The sequence below is a fragment of the Microvirga zambiensis WSM3693 genome, assembly GCF_016735695.1.
Taxonomy (GTDB): Bacteria; Pseudomonadota; Alphaproteobacteria; order Rhizobiales; family Beijerinckiaceae; genus Microvirga; species Microvirga zambiensis.
Map to the genome: position 1 here is coordinate 63,758 of NZ_JAERQD010000005.1, position 21,041 is coordinate 84,798.

Consider the following 21,041-nt stretch of genomic DNA (forward strand, 5'->3'; position numbering starts at 1 on the left):
ACGATCAGCTCACGATGCGGTACTTCACGAAACCTTCCGGCGCATCGCCCATCTTCTCGACCTTGATTCCCGCCGGCTGATAGTTGGCGGCGTTCGGGCCGGTGGTGAAGGTCATTGTGACGCCGGCGGGTGCGGCGAGCGACCAGGATCCGTCGGCCTTAGGCGACACTTCCTTCTTCTCGATGATGTAGCGCATGATCGCATCGCGGGTCAGATCGGGCGCCTCGAACACGATGGTGGTGCCGTCAGCGCCGGGGAAGTTGCCGCCGCCGCCGGCGCGGTAGTTGTTGGTCACGACGATGAACTGCTGGTCGTCCGTCACCGGCTTGCCGTTATAGGTCAGATCCTTGATGCGGTGCGCATCCGCATTCACGACCTTGCCGTTGTCGTCGTAGCGCGAGGCCTGCGTGGGATCGATCTTGTACTGCACGCCGGCGATGACGTCGAAATTGTAGGCCGGGAATTTCTGGTTGATCAGTTCCTGCTCGCCGCCCTTCGCCACATCGATCTGGTTGTACACGCCAGCCGAGCGCTCGAGCCATTCGCGCACCTGCGCGCCGGTGATCTTCACCACGCGGATCGTGTTCGGATAGATGTAGATGTCCGCCATGTCCTTGATGGCGAGCGGGCCCGGCTTGATCTCGGTGAAGTAGTTCGGACCGCCGCGGCCGCCGGCCTTGAAGGGCGCGGCGGCGGAGAGAATCGGCAGATCCTTGAAGGCCGAAGCCTTCAGCTGATCGGCCACGTACCACGCCTGCGCCTCGGCGACGAGCTTCACGGAAGCATCGTCCGCGACGAGCGAATAATAGGAGTGGATCGGCACCGCCGTCGTGCCGACGGGCTCGCGCACGTATTTCAGCGTGGCGTCGTGGCCCGCCTGCGCCGCTGCGATCACCAACGCATCGGAATCGACCTTCGGCACGATCTTGCGATCGACGCGGTCGTAGATCGGACGCGCCTCGGTGCGGAAATTCGCAACCTTCCAGGCATTGCCCTCCTTGGTCAGCTCGAGATCGATGAGGCCGAGATGACTGCCCCAGAAGCCGGCCATGACGGCAGGCTTGCCGTGCAGCGTGCCGGCCTTCACGTCGACGCCGGGGATGTTGTTGAATTCCTTGCCGCCCGGGAACGTGAAATGCTGGTGGCCGGTGAGGATCACGTCGATGCCGTCGACCTTGGCGAGATAGAGCGCCGCATTCTCCTCGCCGCCTTTCCGCTCGCCGCCGGCGATGCCGGAATGGCAGAGAGCGACGATGACGTCGGCGCCGGCCTTCTTCAGATCCGGCACATGCTTGTTCGCCGCATCGACGATGTCGATGGTGGTGGCCTTGCCGTCGAGATGCGCCTTGTCCCACTGCACGATCTGCGGCGGCACGAAGCCGATCACGCCGACCTTGATCTTCTGCTTCGCGCCCGATTCATCGGTGAACTCGCGGTCGAGCACGAGCCAGGGCTTCAGAAGCGTCTCGCCGTTCGCCTTGATCACGTTGGCGCAGACGAGCGGGAATTTCGCGGCGCCGAGCGAATTCTGCAGGAACTCGAGGCCGTAATTGAACTCGTGGTTGCCGAGCGTGCCGCAATCGTAGTTGAGCTCGTTCATGGCGGCGACCATCGGATGCACGTCGCCGGCCTTCATACCCTTACGATAGGCGACGAAGTCGCCGAGCGGCGAGCCCTGGATCAGATCGCCGTTGTCGAAGAGCAGGCTGTTCTTGGCCTCGGCCCTGGCGCCCTTCACGAGAGTCGCGGTGCGCGCCAGGCCCACCGTGTCGTCGGGCGCGTCGCGATAGTAGTCGTAAGGGAAGATGTTCACATGCAGGTCGGTGGTCTCCAGGATGCGGAGCTTCACGACCGGACCGGCGGCCCAGGCGAACCGGGGCATTCCGGCAATGGCGGCGGCGGCCACGCCCGTCTGCAGGGCGCGGCGGCGGGTAATGGATTGTGTCATGGGTCTTCCCTCGGCTTGTCTTTTTGCGAAACAGAATTCGCCTGTAGCGGAGAGAAGCACAGGTTTTATGACAAGATCAATATAGCTGGCTAAGGGGCCACCGTTATTCACTGGCCCTCGCTCAACCGTCATGGCCGTCCCCGGACTTGATCCGGGGATCAGTCCCGGCCACCCACGCCTTGGGAACCACAGCGTTGCCAAGACGTGGGTGCCCGCAACAAGTGCGGGCATGACGTGAGAGGGTGTCAGCCCCTCAGCGCCTCATCGAGATCGCGATAGAGATCCTCCACATCCTCGATGCCCGTGGAGAGGCGCAGGAGGTCGGGCGGGCACGGGGTGCCGGGGCCCTCGATGGAGGCGCGGTGCTCGATCAGGCTCTCGACGCCGCCGAGCGAGGTGGCGCGCTTCCACAGGCCGACCCGCGCCGCGGTGCGGATCGCGGCGGCCTCGCCCTCGGAGACCTGGATCGAGAGCATGTAGCCGAAGCCGTTCTCCATCTGCCGGGCGGCGATGTCGTGGCCGGGATGCTGCGGCAGGCCGGGATAGAGCACGCGGGCGACCTTGGGGTGCGCCGAGAAGCGCTGCGCCAGATCGAGCGCGCTTTTCGCCTGGGCGGCGGTGCGCACGTGGAGCGTGCGCATGCCGCGCATGAGCAGATAGGCCTCGAAGGGACCGAGGATCGCGCCCTGCATCTTGCGGATCGAGGCGACCCGCGCCCAGAACGCGTCGGCCTTGGCGCCGGCAAGGGCTCCCGCCACCACGTCGGAATGGCCGTTCAGCACCTTGGTCGCCGCATGCATGACGATGTCGGCGCCGAGGTTGAGCGGCCGGGTGTGGACCGGCGAGGCGGTGGTGGAATCGACCGCGAGCCGGGCACCTGCCGCATGCGCGATCTCGGCGGCGGCGGCGATGTCGGTGATGGTCCAGAGCGGGTTCGAGGGCGTCTCGATCCAGACGAGCTTGGTCTCGCCGGGTTTTACGGCGGCCTTCAGGGCATCGAGGTTGTCGGTCTCGACGAAATCGACCTTGAGGCCCCAGCGCACGGCTTCCGTCATCAGCCAGCTGCGGAGCGCCCAGTACATGACCTTGGAGGCGACGATGTGATCGCCCGGATCGAGGGCCTGGAACACGGCGGTCGCCGCCGCCATGCCGGAGGAGAACAGGAGGGCGCCGGCCTCGGCCTCCTCGAGCATCGCCAGCACCTCTTCCGCCTCGCGGATGGTGGCGTTGTCAGGCCGGCCATAGACGAAGCCGGAGGAATAGGCGTTGTCCTCGTCGCGGATATAGGTGGTCGCCACATGGATCGGCGGCACGACCGCCTTGGTGATCGGGTCCACATGGCCCATGGCCTGCGCGGTCAGGCTGCGCTTCGACCACGGGGAACGCGATGACGACATGGGGGAACCTCCGCAGAGCTTGACTGGTTGCATCACAGGAAACGACGCGCCGTCTTTAAAGGGATTTTGCGCATGCATACAGACCAAACTGTGCCGGGCAGCCATGCAATGCCGCGGCTGCCGCGCTTCCTGGTGGCGGTGCTGCCGGTGGCGGCTGTGGCCGTGTCGGCAAGCCTGATCACGGAGCCGAACATCCCGACCTGGTATGCAAGCCTGCAGAAGCCCGGCTTCACCCCGCCGAACTGGGCCTTTCCCGTCGCCTGGACCATTCTTTACGCCATGATGGCCTATGCCCTCTGGCGCATCTTGAGCCTGCCTGAAGGCCGGCCCGGCCGCGGGGCGGCAATCGTTGCCTTCTTCGCGCAGCTGACCTTAAACGGGATGTGGTCCTTCGCCTTCTTCGGCGGCAAAAGCCCGCTCGCGGGCCTCGTCGTCATCGTCACCCTGATCGTGGCGATCCTGGCGACGATCCGCACCTTCTGGCGGCTCGACCGCACGGCCGGCCTCCTGCTCCTGCCCTATCTCGCCTGGGTCTCTTACGCGACCCTGCTCAACGGGACGATCTGGCGGCTCAACGGCTAGCCTTACATCTCCCGGGGGAGCTTACCCTGAGAGTCTGGCTCGAAAAGGGTTTCTGCCCCCTAGCCCTCCATCCTGATGAGCGTAGCGTCTCGAAGGACGAGGGCGCCTCCAGTGCGCTCTGGACCCTCCTTCGAGACGCAACTTCGTGGCTCCTCAGGATGAGGCGAGAGATTGATGAGCCAGACACTGAGGAATGTATGCGGGACGTCTTCTTTATTCCGGCTTGTCGAACAGGTCCGGGCTGCTGTCGTGGTGGTCGACGACGCCGACGTAAGGCAGCTGGCGGTAGGAATGGGCCACGTCCATGCCGTAGCCGACGACGAACACGTCGGGGCAGGTGAAGCCCACATAATCCGGGTGGATCTGCACCGCGCGCTTGCCGGGCTTTTCCAGAAGCACGGCGGTCTTCACGCTCTTGGCGCCGCGGGCCATCAGGAGGTCCTTGGCGAAGGTAACCGTGCGGCCGGATTCGAGGATGTCGTCCACGAGCAGCACGTCGCGGCCGCGCACGTCGCTTTCCACATCGCGCAGGATGGCGACATTGCCGGTGGAGATTGTGCCGTCGAGATAGCTGGACAGGTGCACGAATTCGACCTGGGGCGCGAGGCCCGTGCGGTGCAGGGCGCGGATCAGGTCGGCCGCGAACATGAAGCTGCCCTTGAGCACGGCGACGACGAGCAGGTTCTGCGGCTTGTCCGCCGCGATCTCCTGGGCCAGCGTCTCGTTGCGCTTGGCAATGGTGCCTTCGTCGAAGAGAACCCGGATACGGGGTGCAGCGGTCATCGCGATCGTCCAGAAATCCAAAAGTGTTTGCGCTTTCCTCTTCACGACCATGCTTGGCCGAGGATGTCAAACGGACTTGCGGCTTAGGGTTTAAAGAAGGGCTCGCCGAGGATGAGCCCTCCCACGTCATGGCCGGCCTTGTGCCGGCCATCCCGACACTGAAAGGCACAGCGCTTTTCTGGATCGAGATCACCGGCACAAGGCCGGTGATGACGGCGTGGAGGATTGCCCTCCCTCCCCTCTCCTGCGGCAATGTCCCGCGAGAGGCTCGCTTCCCGTGGCCGCCTGCCGAGTTTATGGCTTGCTAACCATGTCGGGGCGATAAGGAAGCGAATCGCGGATTTCCCCCGCCATTAAGACCGACAGCTTCCAAGGATGGTTCGAGCACGCGTGAGGGCGCTTTACGACGAGGACTACGACGAGAGCGCGGCCCCGGCCGTGCATTTCGAGAATGTGGGCGTGCGCTACGGCATGGGGCCCGAGGTCCTGCGCGACCTGACCTTCTCCATCGAACCCAACTCCTTCCAGTTCCTCACAGGCCCCTCCGGCGCCGGCAAGACGACCCTGCTGCGGCTCATTCTGCTCTCGGTGAAGCCGACCCGCGGCCTGATCTCCCTCTTCGGCGATGACGTGTCGCGGATCTCCAAGGACGAGCTGACCGGCGTCCGCCGCCGCATGGGCGTGGTGTTCCAGGATTTCCGCCTCCTCGACCACCTGACCACCTACGAGAACGTCGCCCTGCCTCTGCGGGTCCAGGGCAAGGAGGAGGCGAGCTACCGGGCCGAAGTGGTCGAGCTGCTGCGCTGGGTCGGCCTGGGGGACCGCATGCACATGCTGCCTCCGGTGCTCTCGGGCGGCGAGAAGCAGCGCGCCGCCATCGCCCGCGCGCTGATCGTGCGCCCCGACCTGCTGCTCGCCGACGAGCCGACCGGCAATGTGGATCCCTCCCTCGCCCGCCGCCTCCTGCGCCTCTTCATCGAGCTCAACCGGCTCGGAACCTCGGTGGTGATCGCGACCCACGATTTCAGCCTCATGGATCAGCTCGACGTCCGCCGCCTCGTGCTCGGCGACGGCCGGCTGCATATCGACGGGTGAGCGGATGAGCGCCCCCCAACCCCGCCTGAGAAAGGCTGCCGCGACAGCGGAAGGGCAGAAGCGCTCCCTGCCAGCCTCCTTGAGCCGGAACGCCCCGCTCGTGCCGGTGGATTCCGCCGGCGGGCAGGCGCTCGCCGCCGTCATCGCCATCCTGACCTTCCTCGCCGCCCTCTGCGCCGGCGGCGCCGAGCTGGTCTCCGCAAGCTCCGCCCAATGGCGCTCGGAGATCGCCCGGGAGGTCACGATCCAGATCCGCCCCAATGCCCAGCGCGCCATCGACCAGGACGTGGACAGGGCCGTTACGCTCGCCCGGCAGGTGCCGGGGGTGGAGCAGGCCCAGGCCTTTTCCAAGGAGGAATCGGAGCGCCTGCTCGAGCCCTGGCTCGGGACCGGCCTCGATTTCAAGGATCTGCCGGTGCCGCGCCTGATCGTGATCAAGCTGCGGGAGGACGCGCGGCCCGATTTCAGCGGGTTGCGGCAATCCCTGCAGCGCGAGGTGCCGGGCGCGACCCTCGACGATCATGCCCTCTGGGTCTCAAGGCTCTCGACCATGGCCAACACCATCATCGGTATCGGGGTGTCCCTCGTGGTCCTCGTGCTGGTGGCCGCGGGGCTCGCCGTCATCTTCGCCACCCGCGGCGCCATGGCGGGCAACCGCGAAGTGGTGGAGGTGCTGCATTTCGTCGGCGCCAACGACGATTTCATCGCCAAGGAGTTCCAGCGCCGCTTCTTCCGGCTGGGCTTACGCGGCAGCGTCATCGGGGCGGGCGCCGCCCTGCTTCTCATCCTGGTCCTCGGCTTCGTGGCGCGCTCCTGGCGGGCGAGCCCCACGGGCGACCAGATCGAGGCGCTCTTCGGGGCCTTCATCATCAGCTGGAGCGGCTATGCGGTCGTTATCGTCATCGCCCTGCTGGTGGCGCTCATCACGGGCATCGTCTCCCGCTTGACCGTGAGACGCTTTCTTAACGAAGATGGTTGATGCTGACGGTTAACCGGACCCGGCGCGCGATCCGATGTTCAAAAGGGCTGCCTCTCCCTTGCCGCAATCTCCATTACATTCGTCGAGGATGACCTCGCGAACGCAGAGTTGGGTAGCGCCGAGCGCCATGGACACCACGGAAGCCGTCGGTTGGGGCTGGACGACTCCCGCATCCCCCAAGCAGCCTGCCCGGAGATCCCTGCTGAAACGCGGGCTCGCCATCGGCTTATGGAGCGCCGTAGCCCTTCTCGTGGTCGGGCTCCTCGGCTTTCTCGGCTTCGTCTACAGCCTCGACCGGTTCGAGCAGCCGCCCGAGACCCGGGCGGACGGCATCGTCGCCATGACCGGCGGCGCGCAGCGGATCGGCGACGCCATCGATCTCCTGGCCAAGGGCTATGCCAAGCGGCTCCTGATCTCCGGCGTCAACGAGAACACCAGCCGGGACCAGATCGCCCGCCTCAACCCCGGCCAGCGGCGGCTGTTCGATTGCTGCGTGGATCTCGACTACCGGGCCCGCAACACCATCGGCAACGCCATCGAGACCCGGCGCTGGGCGGAGCGGAACGGATTCGACGCCATCATCGTGGTCACCTCGAACTACCACATGCCCCGCACCCTGGTGGAGCTCGACCACGCCCTGCCGAACCTGCAGAAGATCCCCTATCCGGTCGCGGCCACCATCGATCCGCACGAATGGTGGCACAATCCATCCGTCACGAAGGTGATCTTCACCGAATATCTCAAGTTCCTGGCGGTCTGGCTCCGGACCCGCTTCGAGGGCGACCCGGAACGCTCCTCCGTGGCGCAGATCATCAGCGGCGGCTCTCCCATCAAGGGACAGCTTATCGCCGAGCCTCTATGGCGCTAGAGAAGTCCACCAAACCGCATTAAAGTGCCGCGCTCGCGGAGCCTCATGCTCCGCTTTTCGTTTTCAAGAAGCCATGCTGATCGTCCGCTCCCTGCTGTTCAACGTCGCCTTCTACGCTAACCTGATCCTGTGGCTGATCATCCTGATCCCTGGGGTTCTGATGCCGCGCAGGGTTTTCATCGAGCTCGTCAAGCTCTGGGGACGGACCTCGATCTGGCTTCTGCGCGTCATCGCCGGAACCAAGGTCGAGATCACCGGCCTCGAGAAGATCCCGCCGGGCGGGGCGCTGGTCGCGGCCAAGCACCAGTCGTTTCTCGAAACCTTCGCCCTTTTGACGCTCTTCGACGACCCCACCTACATCCTCAAGCGCGAGCTGATGTGGATCCCCTTCTTCGGCTGGTATCTGGCCAAAGCGCGCTGCGTGCCGGTCGACCGCAAGGCCGGATCGCAGGCACTCGTGCAGATGACGGCGCGGGCGAAGGACGAAGCCCAGCACGGGCGCCAGATCATCATCTTTCCCGAGGGCACCCGCCGTCCGCCGGGGGCGCCGCCGGCCTACAAATACGGCGTGGCGCATCTCTACCAGAATCTCGGCTTTCCCTGCATTCCGGTCGGCATGAATTCGGGCCTTTACTGGCCGCGCCGCCAGTTCATCCGCCGTCCCGGCACCGTCCGCATCGAGGTGCTCGACCCGATCGCGCCCGGCCTCCCCCGCGAAGCGTTCTTCAAGCTGCTGCAGGAGCGGGTCGAGGAATCCTCCAACCGATTGCTGGAGGAGGGCCGCAAGGAGCTCGGCCTCGGATCCGCCTCCGCCTCGGAAGCGTCGCTGTCGAAGGTCTAGCAGGACTTCGGCACGTCATGGCCGGCCTCGTGCCGTCGGGGATGACACCCGGAACGTCATGGCCGCACTTGTTGCGGCCACCCACGCCTTGAGAACCGCCACGTTGCAAAGACGTGGGTCCCCGGGATGATCCTCGGATCAAGTCCGGGGACGGGGACGACGCGCCATACACAGCACATCATCCGCGATGTGCCAAAAAGCACGCAAACCCAAGCACAGCCAAGCTTTCAGCGACTTGACGACTCACTCGCCGATTCTTACATATAAGAACATATGGCGAACAAACGAACCATATCCTGGAACGCGGCAATGCGGGACCTCCGCAACGACCGAACGCGGAGGACGGGTGTGCGCGAGGAAAGGCTACGGGCGACCGCAGGGCTTCGCTCCTCTTCCACCCTCAGCTCCTGGCGCGGTCATTCGGGACGCCGCTACATCGTCGGCGTGCATGCGCTGAACGAGGCTGAACTGCTGGACGTGACCGATGCGGTGATCCTCGCCGTCAAACGCGACCGGACCGGCACCGGCATGGTGATCGATGCCGCCATGGCGGCTGCCGATCCCAGCGAGGAGATCCGGCTGCGCTGGCTGAAGAAGGCTCAAGGCCGCGGCGCCACCGAACTGCACATCCACCGCCTTGCCGCCACCGAGGCCGACCGCCGCGCCATCTTCGAGGATCTGCGCGAGAACGAGACTCAAGGCTCCTGAGCAAGCGAGTCGACGATCCGGTGCAGCAGCGGATCGACCACGTGCATGCCGATGAGATGATCGTAAGTCGAGCGCACGTAATCCGGGTTGCGGCCCGAAACGCCCTGCCCCTGCCGCACCAGCCTCAGGACTTCCTCATAGGACAGGCGGCCGGCATATTGCCCATGGTTGCGGTCGACCACATAGGCGAGCGCGCGGATCCGGCGGGCATCGGCCAGCCTGACCGGCAGATGCCGTTCCAGATAGACCGCCGTCACCTGCTCGCGGTCCCGGAGATACTGGATCGTGGCCTGCTCGTTCTCGGGGGCGACACGGAAGGCGACCCCGTGGCAGCGCCCGCCTCTGTCCAGCCCCAGGACGAGCCCGGGATGCTCCGGCGTCCCGCGATGGACGTGGGAGAACACGCAGAGCGAACGGTGATAGCCGTAGAGATGGGCATGGGCGCGCTCCACGAAGTCGAAGCCCGGCCGCCATATGAGCGAGCCATAGCCGAATACCCAGAGATCTTCCGAGACGTCCTTCATGTCGCGATGCCCGAACCCCGTCCGCATCGGGCCTATACCATCGCTCCCGAAAGGCGGCACCATTTTTGGGGCGAAATCGCCGCTTAGTTTCGCGGCAGGCGCTTCGCCCGCACGAATGTGGGTCCACTTTTTCGTCCGATCCTCTAGAGGTACGGGCATCACAACAGGAGTTCGCATGGATCAGGCCGCCCCGGCGCGACAGGTTCGCCGCAGCCGTTTCTGGCTCTACACCCCTTTCGTCCTGCTGCTGCTCCTCGCCATCGCCTGGAGCGTCGCGTGGTTCGCGATCCGCAACCGCGCGGCCGAAGCGCTCGACGGCTGGATCGCGGCGGAGGCGCGGGGCGGACGGCAATGGACCTGCGGCGACCGCACCATCGCCGGCTATCCCTTCCGCGTTGAAATCATCTGCAACACCCTTGATCTGAAGCGCGGCGCCGTGACCGCCTCTTTCGGCCGCACCGAGGCCGTCGCCCAGGTCTATCAGCCACGCCGCATCATCACCGAGGTCGCCGGCCCCTTGCGCGTCAGCGACGGCAGGGTGACGGTGGACGGCAGCTGGGACCTGCTGCAGGCGAGCATCAACGTCTCCCCGACGGGCGGGCTGCAGCGTGTCTCCGTCGCCGCCGACGCACCGAAGGTCAGCATCGCCGGTCTCGGCACGGGCGAGATCGCCGGATCCGGCAAGCACCTGGAACTGCACGTGCGGCCCAACCCGTCGCGGATGGCGGAGCAGGCCCGCGACGTCGCGGCCTCGGTGACGGAAGCGCGCATTCCGATCCTCGACGCGCTGATCGGCGGCAGCGAGCCGGCCAATCTGAACGCGGACATCACGGTCACGCAGGCGGATGGCTTCAAGGGCGGCACCATCGTCGAGGAGTTGGAGCTCTGGCGCAACGCGGGCGGCAAGATCGACATCCTGATGCTCGCGGCGGACAAGGGGCAGCGTCGGATCGAGACCAAGGGCGATCTGCGCCTCGACGACCAGCACCGGCCGGCAGGCCAGCTCACGCTCGCCGCCGCGGGCCTCGAGGGACTTCTGAGCAACCTCACCGGCGGCCGCGTCGGCGGCAACCTGATCGGCATGCTGCTCGGGCAGGGATCGCGCTCCAACACAGGCCAGCCCAATGCCAAACCCCAGCTCGCCACCCTGCCCCCGCTGCGGCTCGAGAACGGCTTGATCGCCATGGGGCCGTTCGTGATCCCGAACGTGAGGCTGCAGCCACTTTATTGAGGCTGCAGCCTCTCACGTCATGGCCGCACTTGGTTTACGGCCACCCAGGTCTTGGGAACCACAGCGCCGTAAAGGCGTGGATCCCCGGGACGAGCCCGGGGATGACGAAGGTGGGTGTCATGAGGGACAGTGTCATTCCCGTCCGGAGCGCAGCGGAGGGGAAGGGAATCCATCGGCTCGGCGCTTGATCGTGGATCCCCTTCCCGGCCCTCCGGGCCGCCGGGGATGACATCGGAAAGGCTCCTCTCCTCTCGACCGATCAATGCCGCCTAAGCCTTGTCTTCGCGCCGGCGGCCGAAATCCGGCTCGGGGGTTTCCTGGCCCGACGAGATGATGCCGCGGCGGATGGCGCGGGTGCGGGTGAAGAGGTCGAAGAGCTTGTCGCCCTCGCCCCAGCGGATGGCCCGCGCCAGCAGCGCGATGTCCTCGTTGAGGCGCCCGAGCATCTCCAGCACGGCCTCGCGGTTGTGCAGGAAGACGTCGCGCCACATGGTCGGATCGGAGGCGGCGATGCGGGTGAAATCGCGAAAGCCGCCGGCGGAGAACTTGATCACCTCGCCTTGCGTGACGGTCTCCAGATCCGCCGCCGTGCCGACGATGTTGTAGGCGATCAGGTGCGGCACGTGGCTGGTGATGGCGAGCACCAAGTCATGATGCTGCGCGGTCATGACCTCCACGTTGGAGCCCATCGCCTCCCAGAAGGCGCGCACGCGCTCGGTGGCCGCCTCGTCCGTGCCCTCGGGCGGGGTCAGGATGCACCAGCGATTGTGGAACAGCGTCGCAAAGCCCGCATCAGGCCCCGAATGCTCGGTGCCCGCCACCGGATGCGCCGGCACGAAGGACACGCCGGGCGGCAGGTGCGGCTGCACCTGCGCCACGACGGAGGCCTTCACCGAGCCCACGTCGGACACGATGCAGCCGGGCTTGAGGCCAGGGCTCATGGCTTCCGCCACCTTGCCGCAGACGCCGACCGGCACGCAGAGGATGACGAGATCCGCATCCCTCACGCCGGCCGCCGCATCGGTCGTCGCCTCGTCGGCGAAACCGAGTTCGCGCACGCGCTCGACCACCTGTTCGCTCGCATCGATGGCGACGATGGTGCGCGCGAGATTGAGATGGCGTGCGGCGCGGGCGATCGACGAGCCGATCAGCCCGATGCCGACGAGGCTGAGGCGCTCGAAGAGCGGTTCTTCACGCGGAGGACCGAGACGCTCAGGCATGTTTACCGCCCAGGAAATCGCGCAAAGCCGCCACCACGAGGCCGTTCGCCTCCTCATTGCCGACGGTCAGGCGCAGGGCATCGGGAAGACCGTAGGCATCGATCCGGCGCAGGATCAGGCCGCGCGAGGAGAGAAAGGCATCCGCATCCTTCGCGGTCCGGCCTGCCTCCTTCGGGAAATGGATCAGCAGGAAGTTGCCCACGCTCGGCGTCACCTTGAGGCCGAGCGCCTCGATCTCTCGGGTGAGCCAAGCGAGCCATTGTTCGTTGTGCTCGACGGCTTTTGCGATATGGGCCTCGTCCTGGATCGCGGCGATGCCTGCCGCCATGGCCGGGCCGCTCACGTTGAAAGGACCGCGGATACGGTTGACCGCATCGACGATGTGGGGCGGCGCCACCATCCAGCCGAGCCGCAGGTTGGCAAGGCCGTAGATCTTCGAGAAGGTGCGGGTCATCACCACGTTCTCGGATGTGGCGACGAGCTCGAGTCCGGACTCGTAATCGTTGCGGCGGACATATTCCGCATAGGCCGCATCGAGCACCAGCACCACATGCGGCGGCAGGGCCGCGTGCAGGCGCTTGACCTCGTCGAAGGGAATGTAGGTGCCCGTCGGGTTGTTGGGATTGGCGAGGAAGACGATCTTGGTCTTCTCCGTCACCTTGGCGAGGATCGCGTCCACATCGGTGCGCAGGTCCTTTTCCGGCGCCACGACGGGCACGCCGCCGGCCGCCAGGATCGCGATGCGGTAGACCAGGAATCCGTGCTCGGTGAAGATGCCCTCGTCGCCTGGGCCCACATAGGCATGGGTGATGAGCGCGAGCAACTCGTCCGAGCCCGCGCCGCAGATGATGCGGTTCGGGTCGAGCCCGTACCGGCCCGCGATCGCTTCCCGCAGCTTGCCGGCGCCGCCATCCGGATAAAGCTCGAGATGGTCGAAGGTCCGGATCGCCTCGGCCGCCTTCGGCGAGGGGCCGAGCGGGGTCTCGTTCGAGGAGAGCTTATGGATCTTCGCAACCCCTTCAGCCTTGCTCTTGCCGGGCACATAGGCCTCGATCTGCATCACGCCGGGACGGGGCTGGGGACGGGTGGACATAAGGTCTTTCCTGATCACGAATGGTCTCGCGGGAAGCGTCTAGCGCAGGTCTGATTTCATTTCACGCGGAAACGTTCGGCATGGCTGCCGATCTCGGCGAGCTGGGCGAGGCTCGCGCCGGCCTTGGTGAGCGCCGCCTTGAGCGAAGCGGGCTCGACATGGCCCGGCACGGCGATCAGCTCCGACAGGCCGTTGGTGTCGGCGGCGCTTGCCACCACCTCGCCCCCGAGCTGGGTGAGAGCCTCGTTGGCGCCCTTGTGCCAGCGCTCGAACTGGGCCGCATAGAGCACCACGTCGCGCACGGCCGCATCGGTCAGGGGCTTCGAGATCACGAAGACCGGGGTGCCGGCCGGATGATCGGGCCGCTCGATGAAGGGCAGGCGCGCGATGATCTTCGGGCGGCGCTTGTCGGCGAGCGTGCGCCACCAGGCGCCGCTGGTCGCGCCCTGGTCGAGGCGGAAGATGCCGAGATCGCCGCGGGAGGACGCCACCGCCTCGATCACCGCCGCGGCGCTCGGATGGGTGATGTAGGGCACCGTGAAGCCGAAATGGAACCGGGCCGAATCGCGCATGGGCGCATCGCCGCCGGAAATATCGGCATGGACGGCGTAGCTGGACTGGACATAGGTGAAGGTGCCGATGATCACCCGCCAGATGCTCTCCACCGTATCGAGTGGCAGGAGACCCTCGTGACGCTCGGCCAGCGCCTTCATCATCGAGGCTTCGCGCCCGGGCCGGAAGGCTGAAGCGATGCCGGTCTTGGAGGCTTTCTTGGAAGCGATCAGCCGGTCGATGATGGTGCCGCGCTCCATGAGCAGCCGGTGCATCGCCTCGTCGATGCGGTCGATCTCCTGGCGCAGATCGGCGAGAGATGGAGCGGAGGTCTCGGCAGGGTTCTCGGCGGACATGAGCTTACATCCTCGGGGTCGGGCGCCTCTCTTTGGCTTTTTTGGTCCGTCTTGTCATCATTGATTGACTGGTGGGTTCGCGGGGCAGCGGTAGACAGGAAGTGAGGCCACTTTTCGTGATGCACTCCCCGTCACCCCGGCTCGGCTGCGCTGTCCAGGATGACGTTTCCCTCGCCGTCATCCCCGGACTTGGTCCGGGGACCCACGTCTTATGCGGCATCGTCGCTCCCAAGGCGTGGGTGGCCGGAACAAGTCCGGCCATGACGTGAGGTGTGTCAGTGTGTTGGCGAGGCGTCATGCGCGTTGACGCGGCAGCCGCTCCGCAGTACCGGTTGTTCGAAAGAACGAACATTTCCGTTTAAAGCATGTCATTTGCGCCCCTGTCCTCCGAACCGCGAAGCCAGGTCGACGACCCGTCGAGCCTGCTCATGCGCTTTGGCGCGGACGAGCCCCTCATGATGGATGCGGGCATCGCGCTTAGCCCCTGGCAGATCGCCTACCAGACCTACGGCACCCTCAATGCCGACAAGTCCAACGCCGTCCTGATCTGCCACGCGCTCACCGGCGACCAGCATGTGGCGAACGACAATCCCGTGACCGGCAAGCCTGGCTGGTGGCTGACCATGGTCGGGCCCGGCCGGCCGGTGGATACGGACCGCTTCTTCGTGATCTGCGCCAACGTGATCGGCGGCTGCATGGGCACCACGGGGCCCGCCTCGCTCAATCCGGCCACGGGCAAGCCCTATGCCCTCGATTTCCCGGTCGTGACGATCCGCGACATAGTGCGCTCGCAGGCTGCCCTCATCGACCGGCTCGGCATCGAGAAGCTGTTCTGCGTCATCGGCGGGTCGATGGGCGGCATGCAGGTGCTGCAATGGGCCGTGGACTATCCCGACCGGGTCTTCTCTGCCCTGCCCATCGCCGCCGCGGCCCGTCATTCGGCCCAGAACATCGCCTTCCACGAGGTCGGCCGCCAGGCGGTGATGGCCGATCCCGAATGGCGCGGCGGACGCTACCAGACCGAGGGCACCCGCCCCTCCAAGGGCCTCGCCGTCGCCCGCATGGGCGCGCACATCACCTATCTCTCCGAGATGGCCCTGCACCGGAAGTTCGGGCGCAATTTCCAGGACCGGTCCGCCCTGACCTTCTCCTTCGACGCCGATTTCCAGATCGAGAGCTACCTGCGCTACCAGGGCATTTCCTTCGTGGAGCGTTTCGACGCCAATTCCTATCTCTACGTCACCCGGGCGATGGATTATTTCGACCTCGCCGCCGAGCATGGCGGCTCGCTCGCCAAGGCGTTCAAGGGAACGCCGACGCGCTTCTGCGTGATTTCGTTCACCTCCGACTGGCTCTTCCCGACTTCGGATTCCCGCGCCATCGTGCATGCCTTGAACGCCGCTGCCGCCTCCGTCGCCTTCGTCGAGGTGGAGAGCGACAAGGGCCACGATGCCTTCCTGCTCGAGGAGCCCGAAATGTTCGCGGCAGCGCGAGGCTTCATCGACGCGGCCGCGCGGGTCAGGGGAATCGCATGACGCTTCCCACCGTTTCCCTGCCCCTGACCGACACGGACAGCGGCCACCGGCTCGACTTTCTCCTGCTCGCCGACATGGTGGAGCCGGGCTCGCGCGTGCTCGATGTCGGCTGCGGCGACGGCTCGCTGCTTGCGCTCCTGCGCGACACCAAGCAGGTCGACGGGCGCGGCATCGAAATCTCCCGCGAGGGCGTGAATGCCTGCCTCGCCAAGGGGCTTCCCGTGATCCAGGGCGATGCCGACACGGATCTCGCCGATTATCCGGACGACGCCTTCGACTACGTGATCCTGTCGCAGACGATCCAGGCGACGCGCCAGCCCAAGGTGGTGCTGGAGCATCTGCTGCGCATCGGCCGACGCGCCATCGTCTCCTTCCCGAATTTCGGTCACTGGCGCGTGCGCTTCGAACTCGGCATGCGCGGCCGCATGCCGATGACCGAGAACCTGCCCTATTCCTGGTACGACACCCCCAACATCCATTTCTGCACCATTCGGGACTTCGTGGAACTGTGCCGCGAGGTCGGCGCGCAGATGGAAAAGGCGGTTGCCCTCAACGCCGGCGGCCAGCCGATCCGCGTGAGCCTGCCCTGGTGGGTGTGGAACCTGCTCGGCGACCAGGGCGTGTTTCTGCTGAAGCGGCGGTAACGCTCAACGATCGTTATGGCCAGCATGCGCCCGTCGGCGCTGACACCTGCCACGTCATGGCCGGCCCTGTGCCGGCCATCCCGATCAGGAAGAGCGCCGTGTCTCGATCAATCGGGATCACCGGCACGAGGCCGGTGATGACGTGAGAGGGAGATCAGCCCTCCCCGCCCTCCGCGAGCGGGTGCAGATCCCGCACCATGCTCTTCAGGCGCTCGTCGAGCACATGGGTGTAGATCTGCGTCGTCGAGATGTCGGAATGGCCCAGAAGCTCCTGCACCACGCGCAGGTCGGCGCCGTTCTGAAGCAGGTGGCTGGCGAAGGCGTGGCGCAGCACGTGGGGGCTGATCTTGTCGGCGCGCAGGCCCGCGGCGCCGGCAATCGCCTTCAGGTCGCGGGCGAAGGCCTGGCGGGTGAGATGGCCGCTCTCGCTGTCCGCCGGGAACAGCCAGGGGCCGACGGCCTTCTTCTGCTCCTCCAGCAGGGCGAGATAGGCCCGCGCCGCATCCTGCGCCGCCTCGGTGAGCGGAACGAGCCGTTCCTTGGCGCCCTTGCCGCGCACCACGAGAAAGCGGTCGCGGGTCTTGGCGGCGCTGCGCGGCAGCGCCACGAGCTCCGAGACGCGCAGACCGGTGGCGTAGAGGAGCTCCAGCAGGCAGGCCATGCGGGCCGCGCGCAGCCGCTCGGCCGGTGAGGCCTCTGGACTCTGGATGCCCTCGTAGGCGACCTGCAGCAGGCGGTCGACCTCGGCGACGGAGAGAACTTTCGGCAGCGCCCTGCCCCGCTTCGGCGCCGAGACGGCGGCCGTCGGGTCGAGGGAGGCATAGCCCTCCACATAGAGGAACTTGTGGAACTGGCGCACGGCGGAGAGCCTGCGGGCGGCCGACGATGCCTTCAGGCCCCGCTCCTCGAGGCTCGCCATGAAACCCCGGATCGTCACCGAGGCGGCGTTGTCGGGCGCAGCGCCGGCTTCCCCGAGATAGGCCAGATAATCGTCGAGATCGCGCCGATAGGCCTCGAGCGTATTCTTGGAGGCGCCGCGCTCGGCGGCGAGCATGTCGAGGAAGAGGCTGGCGTGGCGGGCGCCGCTCATGAAGACGAGGAGTTGCGGCTGGTGGGAACCGGAACGGTGATCTCACGCGGATCGGGCTTGACGAAGGTCGCCAGGGCAAACATGGCGGCAAAGCCAAGGCCCGCGAGAATGGCGACGACGAGGAGAAACCGGAACAGGGTGGGCACGTGAGCCTCTTGATGCGTTAAGTCGCTAGAACCATGCCCAAGCCTTCAAGGCAAGTCCTTCTCTGCGGTTAAGTTTGCCAGGGATAGGCGAATAACGCCCTTGTGACAGGCCGCCGCGCCCGTGCTAGGACTAACTCATGAACAATATCAGCCGCTTCAATTCACTCGATGAAGTCGGCGGGCAAGACCAGGCAAGTCAGCGCGGCCAGCCCATAAGCCTCCGGCTTGGCGCGCGATCGCTCGTGCTCGTCGGTCTCATGGGTGCCGGAAAGAGCACCGTGGGCCGCCGGCTTGCGCAGACGCTCCAATTGCCGTTCCGCGACGCGGACCACGAGATCGAGGCTGCCGCCGGCATGACCATCCCGGAAATCTTCGCCATCCATGGCGAGGACCATTTTCGCGACGGCGAGCGTCGGGTGATCGCCCGGCTGCTGCAGGAGGGGCCGATCGTGCTTGCCACCGGCGGCGGCGCCTTCATGAACGACGAGACGCGCCTTCGCATCGCCGAGCACGGCGTCTCGCTCTGGCTCAAGGCCGATCTCGACGTGCTCATGCGCCGCGTGCGCAAGCGGACCACCCGCCCGCTTCTGCAGAACCCTGACCCGGAAGGAACCATGCGCCGCCTCATGGAGATCCGCTATCCGGTCTATGCCACCGCCGACATCACCATCGATTCCCACGAGGCCCCGCACGACCGGGTGGTGGCCGACATCGTCAAAGCCCTGGGCGAATGGCTCGAGAAGGACAACGAGGGAAACGCCGAACCATGACGAGCGCAGCAGCCCTGCGAGACATCTCGCCGATCAATGTTCACGTCCCCCTCGGCGACCGGGCCTATCACATCCTGGTCGGGCGCGGCCTGATCGAAACCGCCGGGTCGCGCATCGCGGCGCTTGGCGCGCGTGCCGCAGCCATCGTGACCGACGAGCATGTGGGCCCGCTCTATGCCGATGCGCTGGCCCAAGCCCTCACGGCGCAGGGCCTGCGCGTCTCCGTCGTCACGCTCCCTCCGGGAGAGGCGACCAAGTCCTATGCCAACCTGGAAAAGGTCTGCGATGCGGTGCTTTCGGCCAAGATCGAGCGCGGCGATCTCGTGGTGGCGCTCGGCGGCGGCGTGATCGGCGACCTTGCCGGATTTGCCGCCGCCGTGGTGCGCCGGGGCGTGCGCTTCGTCCAGGTGCCGACGAGCCTCCTGTCCCAGGTCGATTCGTCGGTCGGCGGCAAGACCGGCATCAATTCGCGCCACGGCAAGAACCTCGTCGGCGCCTTCCATCAGCCGAGCCTGGTCATCGCCGACACCGCCCTTCTCGACACGCTGCCGCTCCGCGAGATGCGCGCCGGCTATGCGGAGGTGGCGAAATACGGCCTCATCGACGATGCCCGCTTCTTCGCCTGGTGCGAGGCCAACTGGCAGAGCATCTTCGCCGGCGGGCCGGAGCGGGACGAGGCGGTGGCGCAGAGCTGCCGCGCCAAGGCCGATGTGGTGGTGCGCGACGAGCACGAAACCGGCGACCGCGCCCTGCTCAATCTCGGCCACACCTTCGGCCACGCGCTCGAGAAGATCACGGCCTACGATTCCGCGCGCCTCGTCCATGGCGAGGGTGTCGCCATCGGCCTTAGCCTCGCCTTCCGCTTCTCCGCCTTCCTCGGGCTTGCGCCTGCAACGGATGCGGAGCGTGTTGAGCGGCATCTGAAGGCCGCCGGCCTGCCCACGCGCCTCGGCGACGTTCCGGGCGGCTGCGGCACCGTCGATCAATTGCTAGACGCCATGGCGCAGGACAAGAAAGTGAAGGGCGGCGCGCTGACCTTCATCCTCGCCCGCGCCATCGGCCAGAGCTTCATCGCGCCCGGCATCGACCCGGACAAGGTCCGCGCCTTCCTGGGCCGTGAAATCGACGCATTGCACCCATGATCGAAGACTCCTCCGTCGATCTTTTGTTTGCGGCCGCAGTCGTCATCTTCTGCCTTCTGCTCTCCGCCTTCTTCTCGGCGGGCGAGACGGCCTTCACGGGCGCTTCGCGCTCCCGCATGCTGGTGCTGGAAAAGAGCGGCGACAAGCGCGCCAAGCTGGTGAACCGCCTGCTCGAAATGCGCGAGCGCTTCATCGGCACGGTGCTGATCGGCAACAACATCGTCAATATCGGCGTCTCGGCGTTCGCGACCAGCGTGCTCGTCGCGATCTTCGGGCAGGAAGGCGCGATCTACGCCACCGTCATCATGTCGGTGCTCGTGATCGTCTTCGCCGAGGTCCTGCCGAAGACCGTCGCGATCTCCTCTCCGGAGACCGTCTCGCTCTTCCTCTCGCGTCCGATGTCATGGGCCGTGGCGATCATCGGTCCGCTCGCCATCGCCATCGAGCGCATCGTGAAGCTCATGCTGCGGCCCTTCGGCATCCGGATCGGCGAGAACACGCCGATCCTCTCGGCATCGGAGGAGATCCGCGGCCAGGTCGCCCTGCTGCACAAGGAAGGCGGCGTCGCGAAGGTCGAGCGCGACATGCTCGGCGGGCTCCTCGATCTCGAAGATCTCACGGTCTCGGAAGTGATGGTCCACCGCACCAAGATGCGCACGATCAATGCCGACCTCTCGTCCGAGGAGATCGTGCGCGAGGTGCTCTCCTCGCCCTATACGCGCCTGCCGCTCTGGCGCGGAAGCCAGGAAAACATCGTCGGCGTGTTGCACGCCAAGGATCTGCTGCGCGCGCTCGATGCGGTCGGCGGCGATGCGAGCAAGCTGAAAGTGGAGGCGATCGCCCTCGAAACCTGGTTCGTGCCCGACACCACCTCGCTCAAGGACCAGCTGAGGGCGTTCCTGGCCAAGAAGACGCATTTCGCCCTCGTCGTCGACGAATACGGCGAGGTGATGGGTCTCGTCACGCTCGAGGACATCCTCGAGGAGATCGTCGGCGACATCAAGGACGAGCACGACCTCTCCGTCCAGGGCGTGCGGCCGCAGCCCAACGGCTCGGTGAACGTGGACGGCTCCGTGCCGATCCGCGACCTCAACCGCGCCATGGACTGGAACCTGCCGGACGAGGAAGCCACCACCATCGCGGGCCTCGTGATCCACAAGGCGCAGACCATTCCCGACACCGGCCAGATCTTCACCTTCGACAACTTCCGCTTCCAGGTGCTGCGCAAGTCGCGCAACCGGATCATGGCGCTGAGGATCACGCCGCTCGCACAGGTACGCGCCAGGGCTGAGTGAGTTTCACGTCTTAATCTGACTGGCCATTGAACTACGACGTCATCACCGGCCTCGTGCCGGTGATCCCGATGTGAGAGGCGCCGCGCTTTTCTTAATCGGTATGGCCGGCACGAGGCCGGTGATGACGTGGTGGGTGTCATCCCCGGCGGCCGCAGGCCGGGAAGGGAATCCACTCTCATGCATTGCGCTATGGATTCCCTTCCCCTCCGCGGCGCTCCGGCCGGGAATGACATTGCCGTCTG

Annotated in this window: 21 protein-coding genes; 12 read left to right on the top strand and 9 right to left on the bottom strand. The window is 66.1% G+C overall.

Features of this window, described 5'->3' with window-relative positions:
- Nucleotides 1-4: 4 nt before the first annotated feature.
- Both JKL46_RS05925 and JKL46_RS05930 read right to left on the bottom strand, forming a co-directional pair.
- Nucleotides 5-1,948, bottom strand: a complete 1,944-nt coding sequence (locus JKL46_RS05925) for a bifunctional 2',3'-cyclic-nucleotide 2'-phosphodiesterase/3'-nucleotidase (protein WP_201830797.1) — start codon at nucleotides 1,946-1,948, stop codon at nucleotides 5-7.
- Nucleotides 1,949-2,193: 245 nt separating this feature from the next.
- Nucleotides 2,194-3,345: a trans-sulfuration enzyme family protein gene (locus JKL46_RS05930; RefSeq protein ID WP_201830799.1), complete on the bottom strand. Its 1,152-nt coding sequence runs from the start codon at nucleotides 3,343-3,345 to the stop codon at nucleotides 2,194-2,196.
- 72 nt (nucleotides 3,346-3,417) lie between these two features.
- Between JKL46_RS05930 and JKL46_RS05935 the strand changes: the two genes are divergently transcribed.
- On the top strand, nucleotides 3,418-3,927 hold the full coding sequence (locus JKL46_RS05935; protein WP_201830800.1) for a TspO/MBR family protein: 510 nt from the start codon (nucleotides 3,418-3,420) through the stop codon (nucleotides 3,925-3,927).
- Between the two features lie 213 nt (nucleotides 3,928-4,140).
- Here the strand turns inward: JKL46_RS05935 and hpt are convergent, their stop codons facing one another.
- Nucleotides 4,141-4,710, bottom strand: coding sequence for a hypoxanthine phosphoribosyltransferase (gene hpt, locus JKL46_RS05940; RefSeq protein ID WP_201830801.1), 570 nt, complete (start codon nucleotides 4,708-4,710; stop codon nucleotides 4,141-4,143).
- 390 nt (nucleotides 4,711-5,100) lie between these two features.
- Between hpt and ftsE the strand changes: the two genes are divergently transcribed.
- The 5 genes from ftsE to JKL46_RS05965 all read left to right on the top strand — a co-directional run bounded on the left by ftsE (nucleotide 5,101) and on the right by JKL46_RS05965 (nucleotide 9,201).
- Nucleotides 5,101-5,805 carry a cell division ATP-binding protein FtsE gene (ftsE, locus tag JKL46_RS05945; protein ID WP_201830802.1) on the top strand — a complete coding sequence of 235 codons (705 nt, stop codon included), beginning with the start codon at nucleotides 5,101-5,103 and terminating at the stop codon, nucleotides 5,803-5,805.
- Nucleotides 5,806-5,809: 4 nt separating this feature from the next.
- A complete protein-coding gene (locus JKL46_RS05950; RefSeq protein WP_201830803.1) occupies nucleotides 5,810-6,784 on the top strand; it encodes a cell division protein FtsX in 975 nt (324 codons plus the stop codon).
- Between the two features lie 127 nt (nucleotides 6,785-6,911).
- A complete protein-coding gene (locus tag JKL46_RS05955; protein ID WP_246529172.1) occupies nucleotides 6,912-7,652 on the top strand; it encodes a YdcF family protein in 741 nt (246 codons plus the stop codon).
- A 73-nt stretch (nucleotides 7,653-7,725) separates the two neighbouring features.
- A complete protein-coding gene (locus JKL46_RS05960; protein WP_201830805.1) occupies nucleotides 7,726-8,493 on the top strand; it encodes a lysophospholipid acyltransferase family protein in 768 nt (255 codons plus the stop codon).
- Nucleotides 8,494-8,841: 348 nt separating this feature from the next.
- The gene (locus JKL46_RS05965) at nucleotides 8,842-9,201 is read left to right on the top strand and encodes a hypothetical protein (protein ID WP_343074022.1); all 360 of its coding nucleotides are present in this window, start codon (nucleotides 8,842-8,844) and stop codon (nucleotides 9,199-9,201) included.
- On the opposite strand, the gene JKL46_RS05970 is transcribed toward JKL46_RS05965, so the two are convergent.
- Nucleotides 9,189-9,752 carry a gamma-glutamylcyclotransferase gene (locus JKL46_RS05970; RefSeq protein ID WP_201830814.1) on the bottom strand — a complete coding sequence of 188 codons (564 nt, stop codon included), beginning with the start codon at nucleotides 9,750-9,752 and terminating at the stop codon, nucleotides 9,189-9,191. The genes JKL46_RS05965 and JKL46_RS05970 overlap by 13 nt on opposite strands.
- Nucleotides 9,753-9,900: 148 nt before the next feature.
- Here JKL46_RS05970 and JKL46_RS05975 point away from each other — a divergent pair, with 148 nt between their 5' ends.
- Nucleotides 9,901-10,956, top strand: a complete 1,056-nt coding sequence (locus JKL46_RS05975) for a DUF2125 domain-containing protein (protein ID WP_201830816.1) — start codon at nucleotides 9,901-9,903, stop codon at nucleotides 10,954-10,956.
- Nucleotides 10,957-11,225: 269 nt separating this feature from the next.
- Here the strand turns inward: JKL46_RS05975 and JKL46_RS05980 are convergent, their stop codons facing one another.
- From JKL46_RS05980 to JKL46_RS05990, 3 genes are read right to left on the bottom strand one after another with little or no spacing between them, the layout of a single operon-like run.
- Nucleotides 11,226-12,176 carry a prephenate/arogenate dehydrogenase family protein gene (locus JKL46_RS05980; protein ID WP_201830818.1) on the bottom strand — a complete coding sequence of 317 codons (951 nt, stop codon included), beginning with the start codon at nucleotides 12,174-12,176 and terminating at the stop codon, nucleotides 11,226-11,228.
- A complete protein-coding gene (hisC, locus tag JKL46_RS05985) occupies nucleotides 12,169-13,269 on the bottom strand; it encodes a histidinol-phosphate transaminase (RefSeq protein ID WP_201830820.1) in 1,101 nt (366 codons plus the stop codon). Before hisC ends, JKL46_RS05980 begins: the two co-directional genes overlap by 8 nt.
- Nucleotides 13,270-13,325: 56 nt before the next feature.
- Entirely contained in the window at nucleotides 13,326-14,177 is an 852-nt protein-coding gene (locus tag JKL46_RS05990) for a chorismate mutase (protein WP_201830824.1), read from the bottom strand.
- Nucleotides 14,178-14,542: 365 nt separating this feature from the next.
- Between JKL46_RS05990 and metX the strand changes: the two genes are divergently transcribed.
- Nucleotides 14,543-15,712 (top strand): homoserine O-acetyltransferase MetX, encoded by a 1,170-nt coding sequence (gene metX / locus JKL46_RS05995; RefSeq protein WP_201830826.1) that lies wholly within the window; start codon nucleotides 14,543-14,545, stop codon nucleotides 15,710-15,712.
- Nucleotides 15,709-16,356 carry a methionine biosynthesis protein MetW gene (gene metW, locus JKL46_RS06000; protein WP_201830828.1) on the top strand — a complete coding sequence of 216 codons (648 nt, stop codon included), beginning with the start codon at nucleotides 15,709-15,711 and terminating at the stop codon, nucleotides 16,354-16,356. Before metX ends, metW begins: the two co-directional genes overlap by 4 nt.
- Nucleotides 16,357-16,510: 154 nt before the next feature.
- Here the strand turns inward: metW and xerD are convergent, their stop codons facing one another.
- Both xerD and JKL46_RS06010 read right to left on the bottom strand, forming a co-directional pair.
- Complete coding sequence (xerD, locus tag JKL46_RS06005; RefSeq protein ID WP_201830830.1) at nucleotides 16,511-17,446, bottom strand: site-specific tyrosine recombinase XerD; 936 nt, start codon at nucleotides 17,444-17,446, stop codon at nucleotides 16,511-16,513.
- Entirely contained in the window at nucleotides 17,443-17,592 is a 150-nt protein-coding gene (locus JKL46_RS06010; protein ID WP_201830832.1) for a histidine kinase, read from the bottom strand. The genes xerD and JKL46_RS06010 overlap by 4 nt, the downstream gene beginning before the upstream one ends.
- Nucleotides 17,593-17,729: 137 nt before the next feature.
- On the opposite strand from JKL46_RS06010, the gene JKL46_RS06015 reads away from it, so the two are divergent.
- The 3 genes from JKL46_RS06015 to JKL46_RS06025 are packed head-to-tail and all read left to right on the top strand — an operon-like array spanning nucleotide 17,730 to nucleotide 20,799.
- Nucleotides 17,730-18,362: a shikimate kinase gene (locus JKL46_RS06015; RefSeq protein ID WP_201830834.1), complete on the top strand. Its 633-nt coding sequence runs from the start codon at nucleotides 17,730-17,732 to the stop codon at nucleotides 18,360-18,362.
- Nucleotides 18,359-19,504 (top strand): 3-dehydroquinate synthase, encoded by a 1,146-nt coding sequence (aroB, locus tag JKL46_RS06020; RefSeq protein ID WP_201830835.1) that lies wholly within the window; start codon nucleotides 18,359-18,361, stop codon nucleotides 19,502-19,504. Before JKL46_RS06015 ends, aroB begins: the two co-directional genes overlap by 4 nt.
- Nucleotides 19,501-20,799 carry an HlyC/CorC family transporter gene (locus tag JKL46_RS06025; protein WP_201830837.1) on the top strand — a complete coding sequence of 433 codons (1,299 nt, stop codon included), beginning with the start codon at nucleotides 19,501-19,503 and terminating at the stop codon, nucleotides 20,797-20,799. Before aroB ends, JKL46_RS06025 begins: the two co-directional genes overlap by 4 nt.
- Nucleotides 20,800-21,041: the final 242 nt, after the last annotated feature.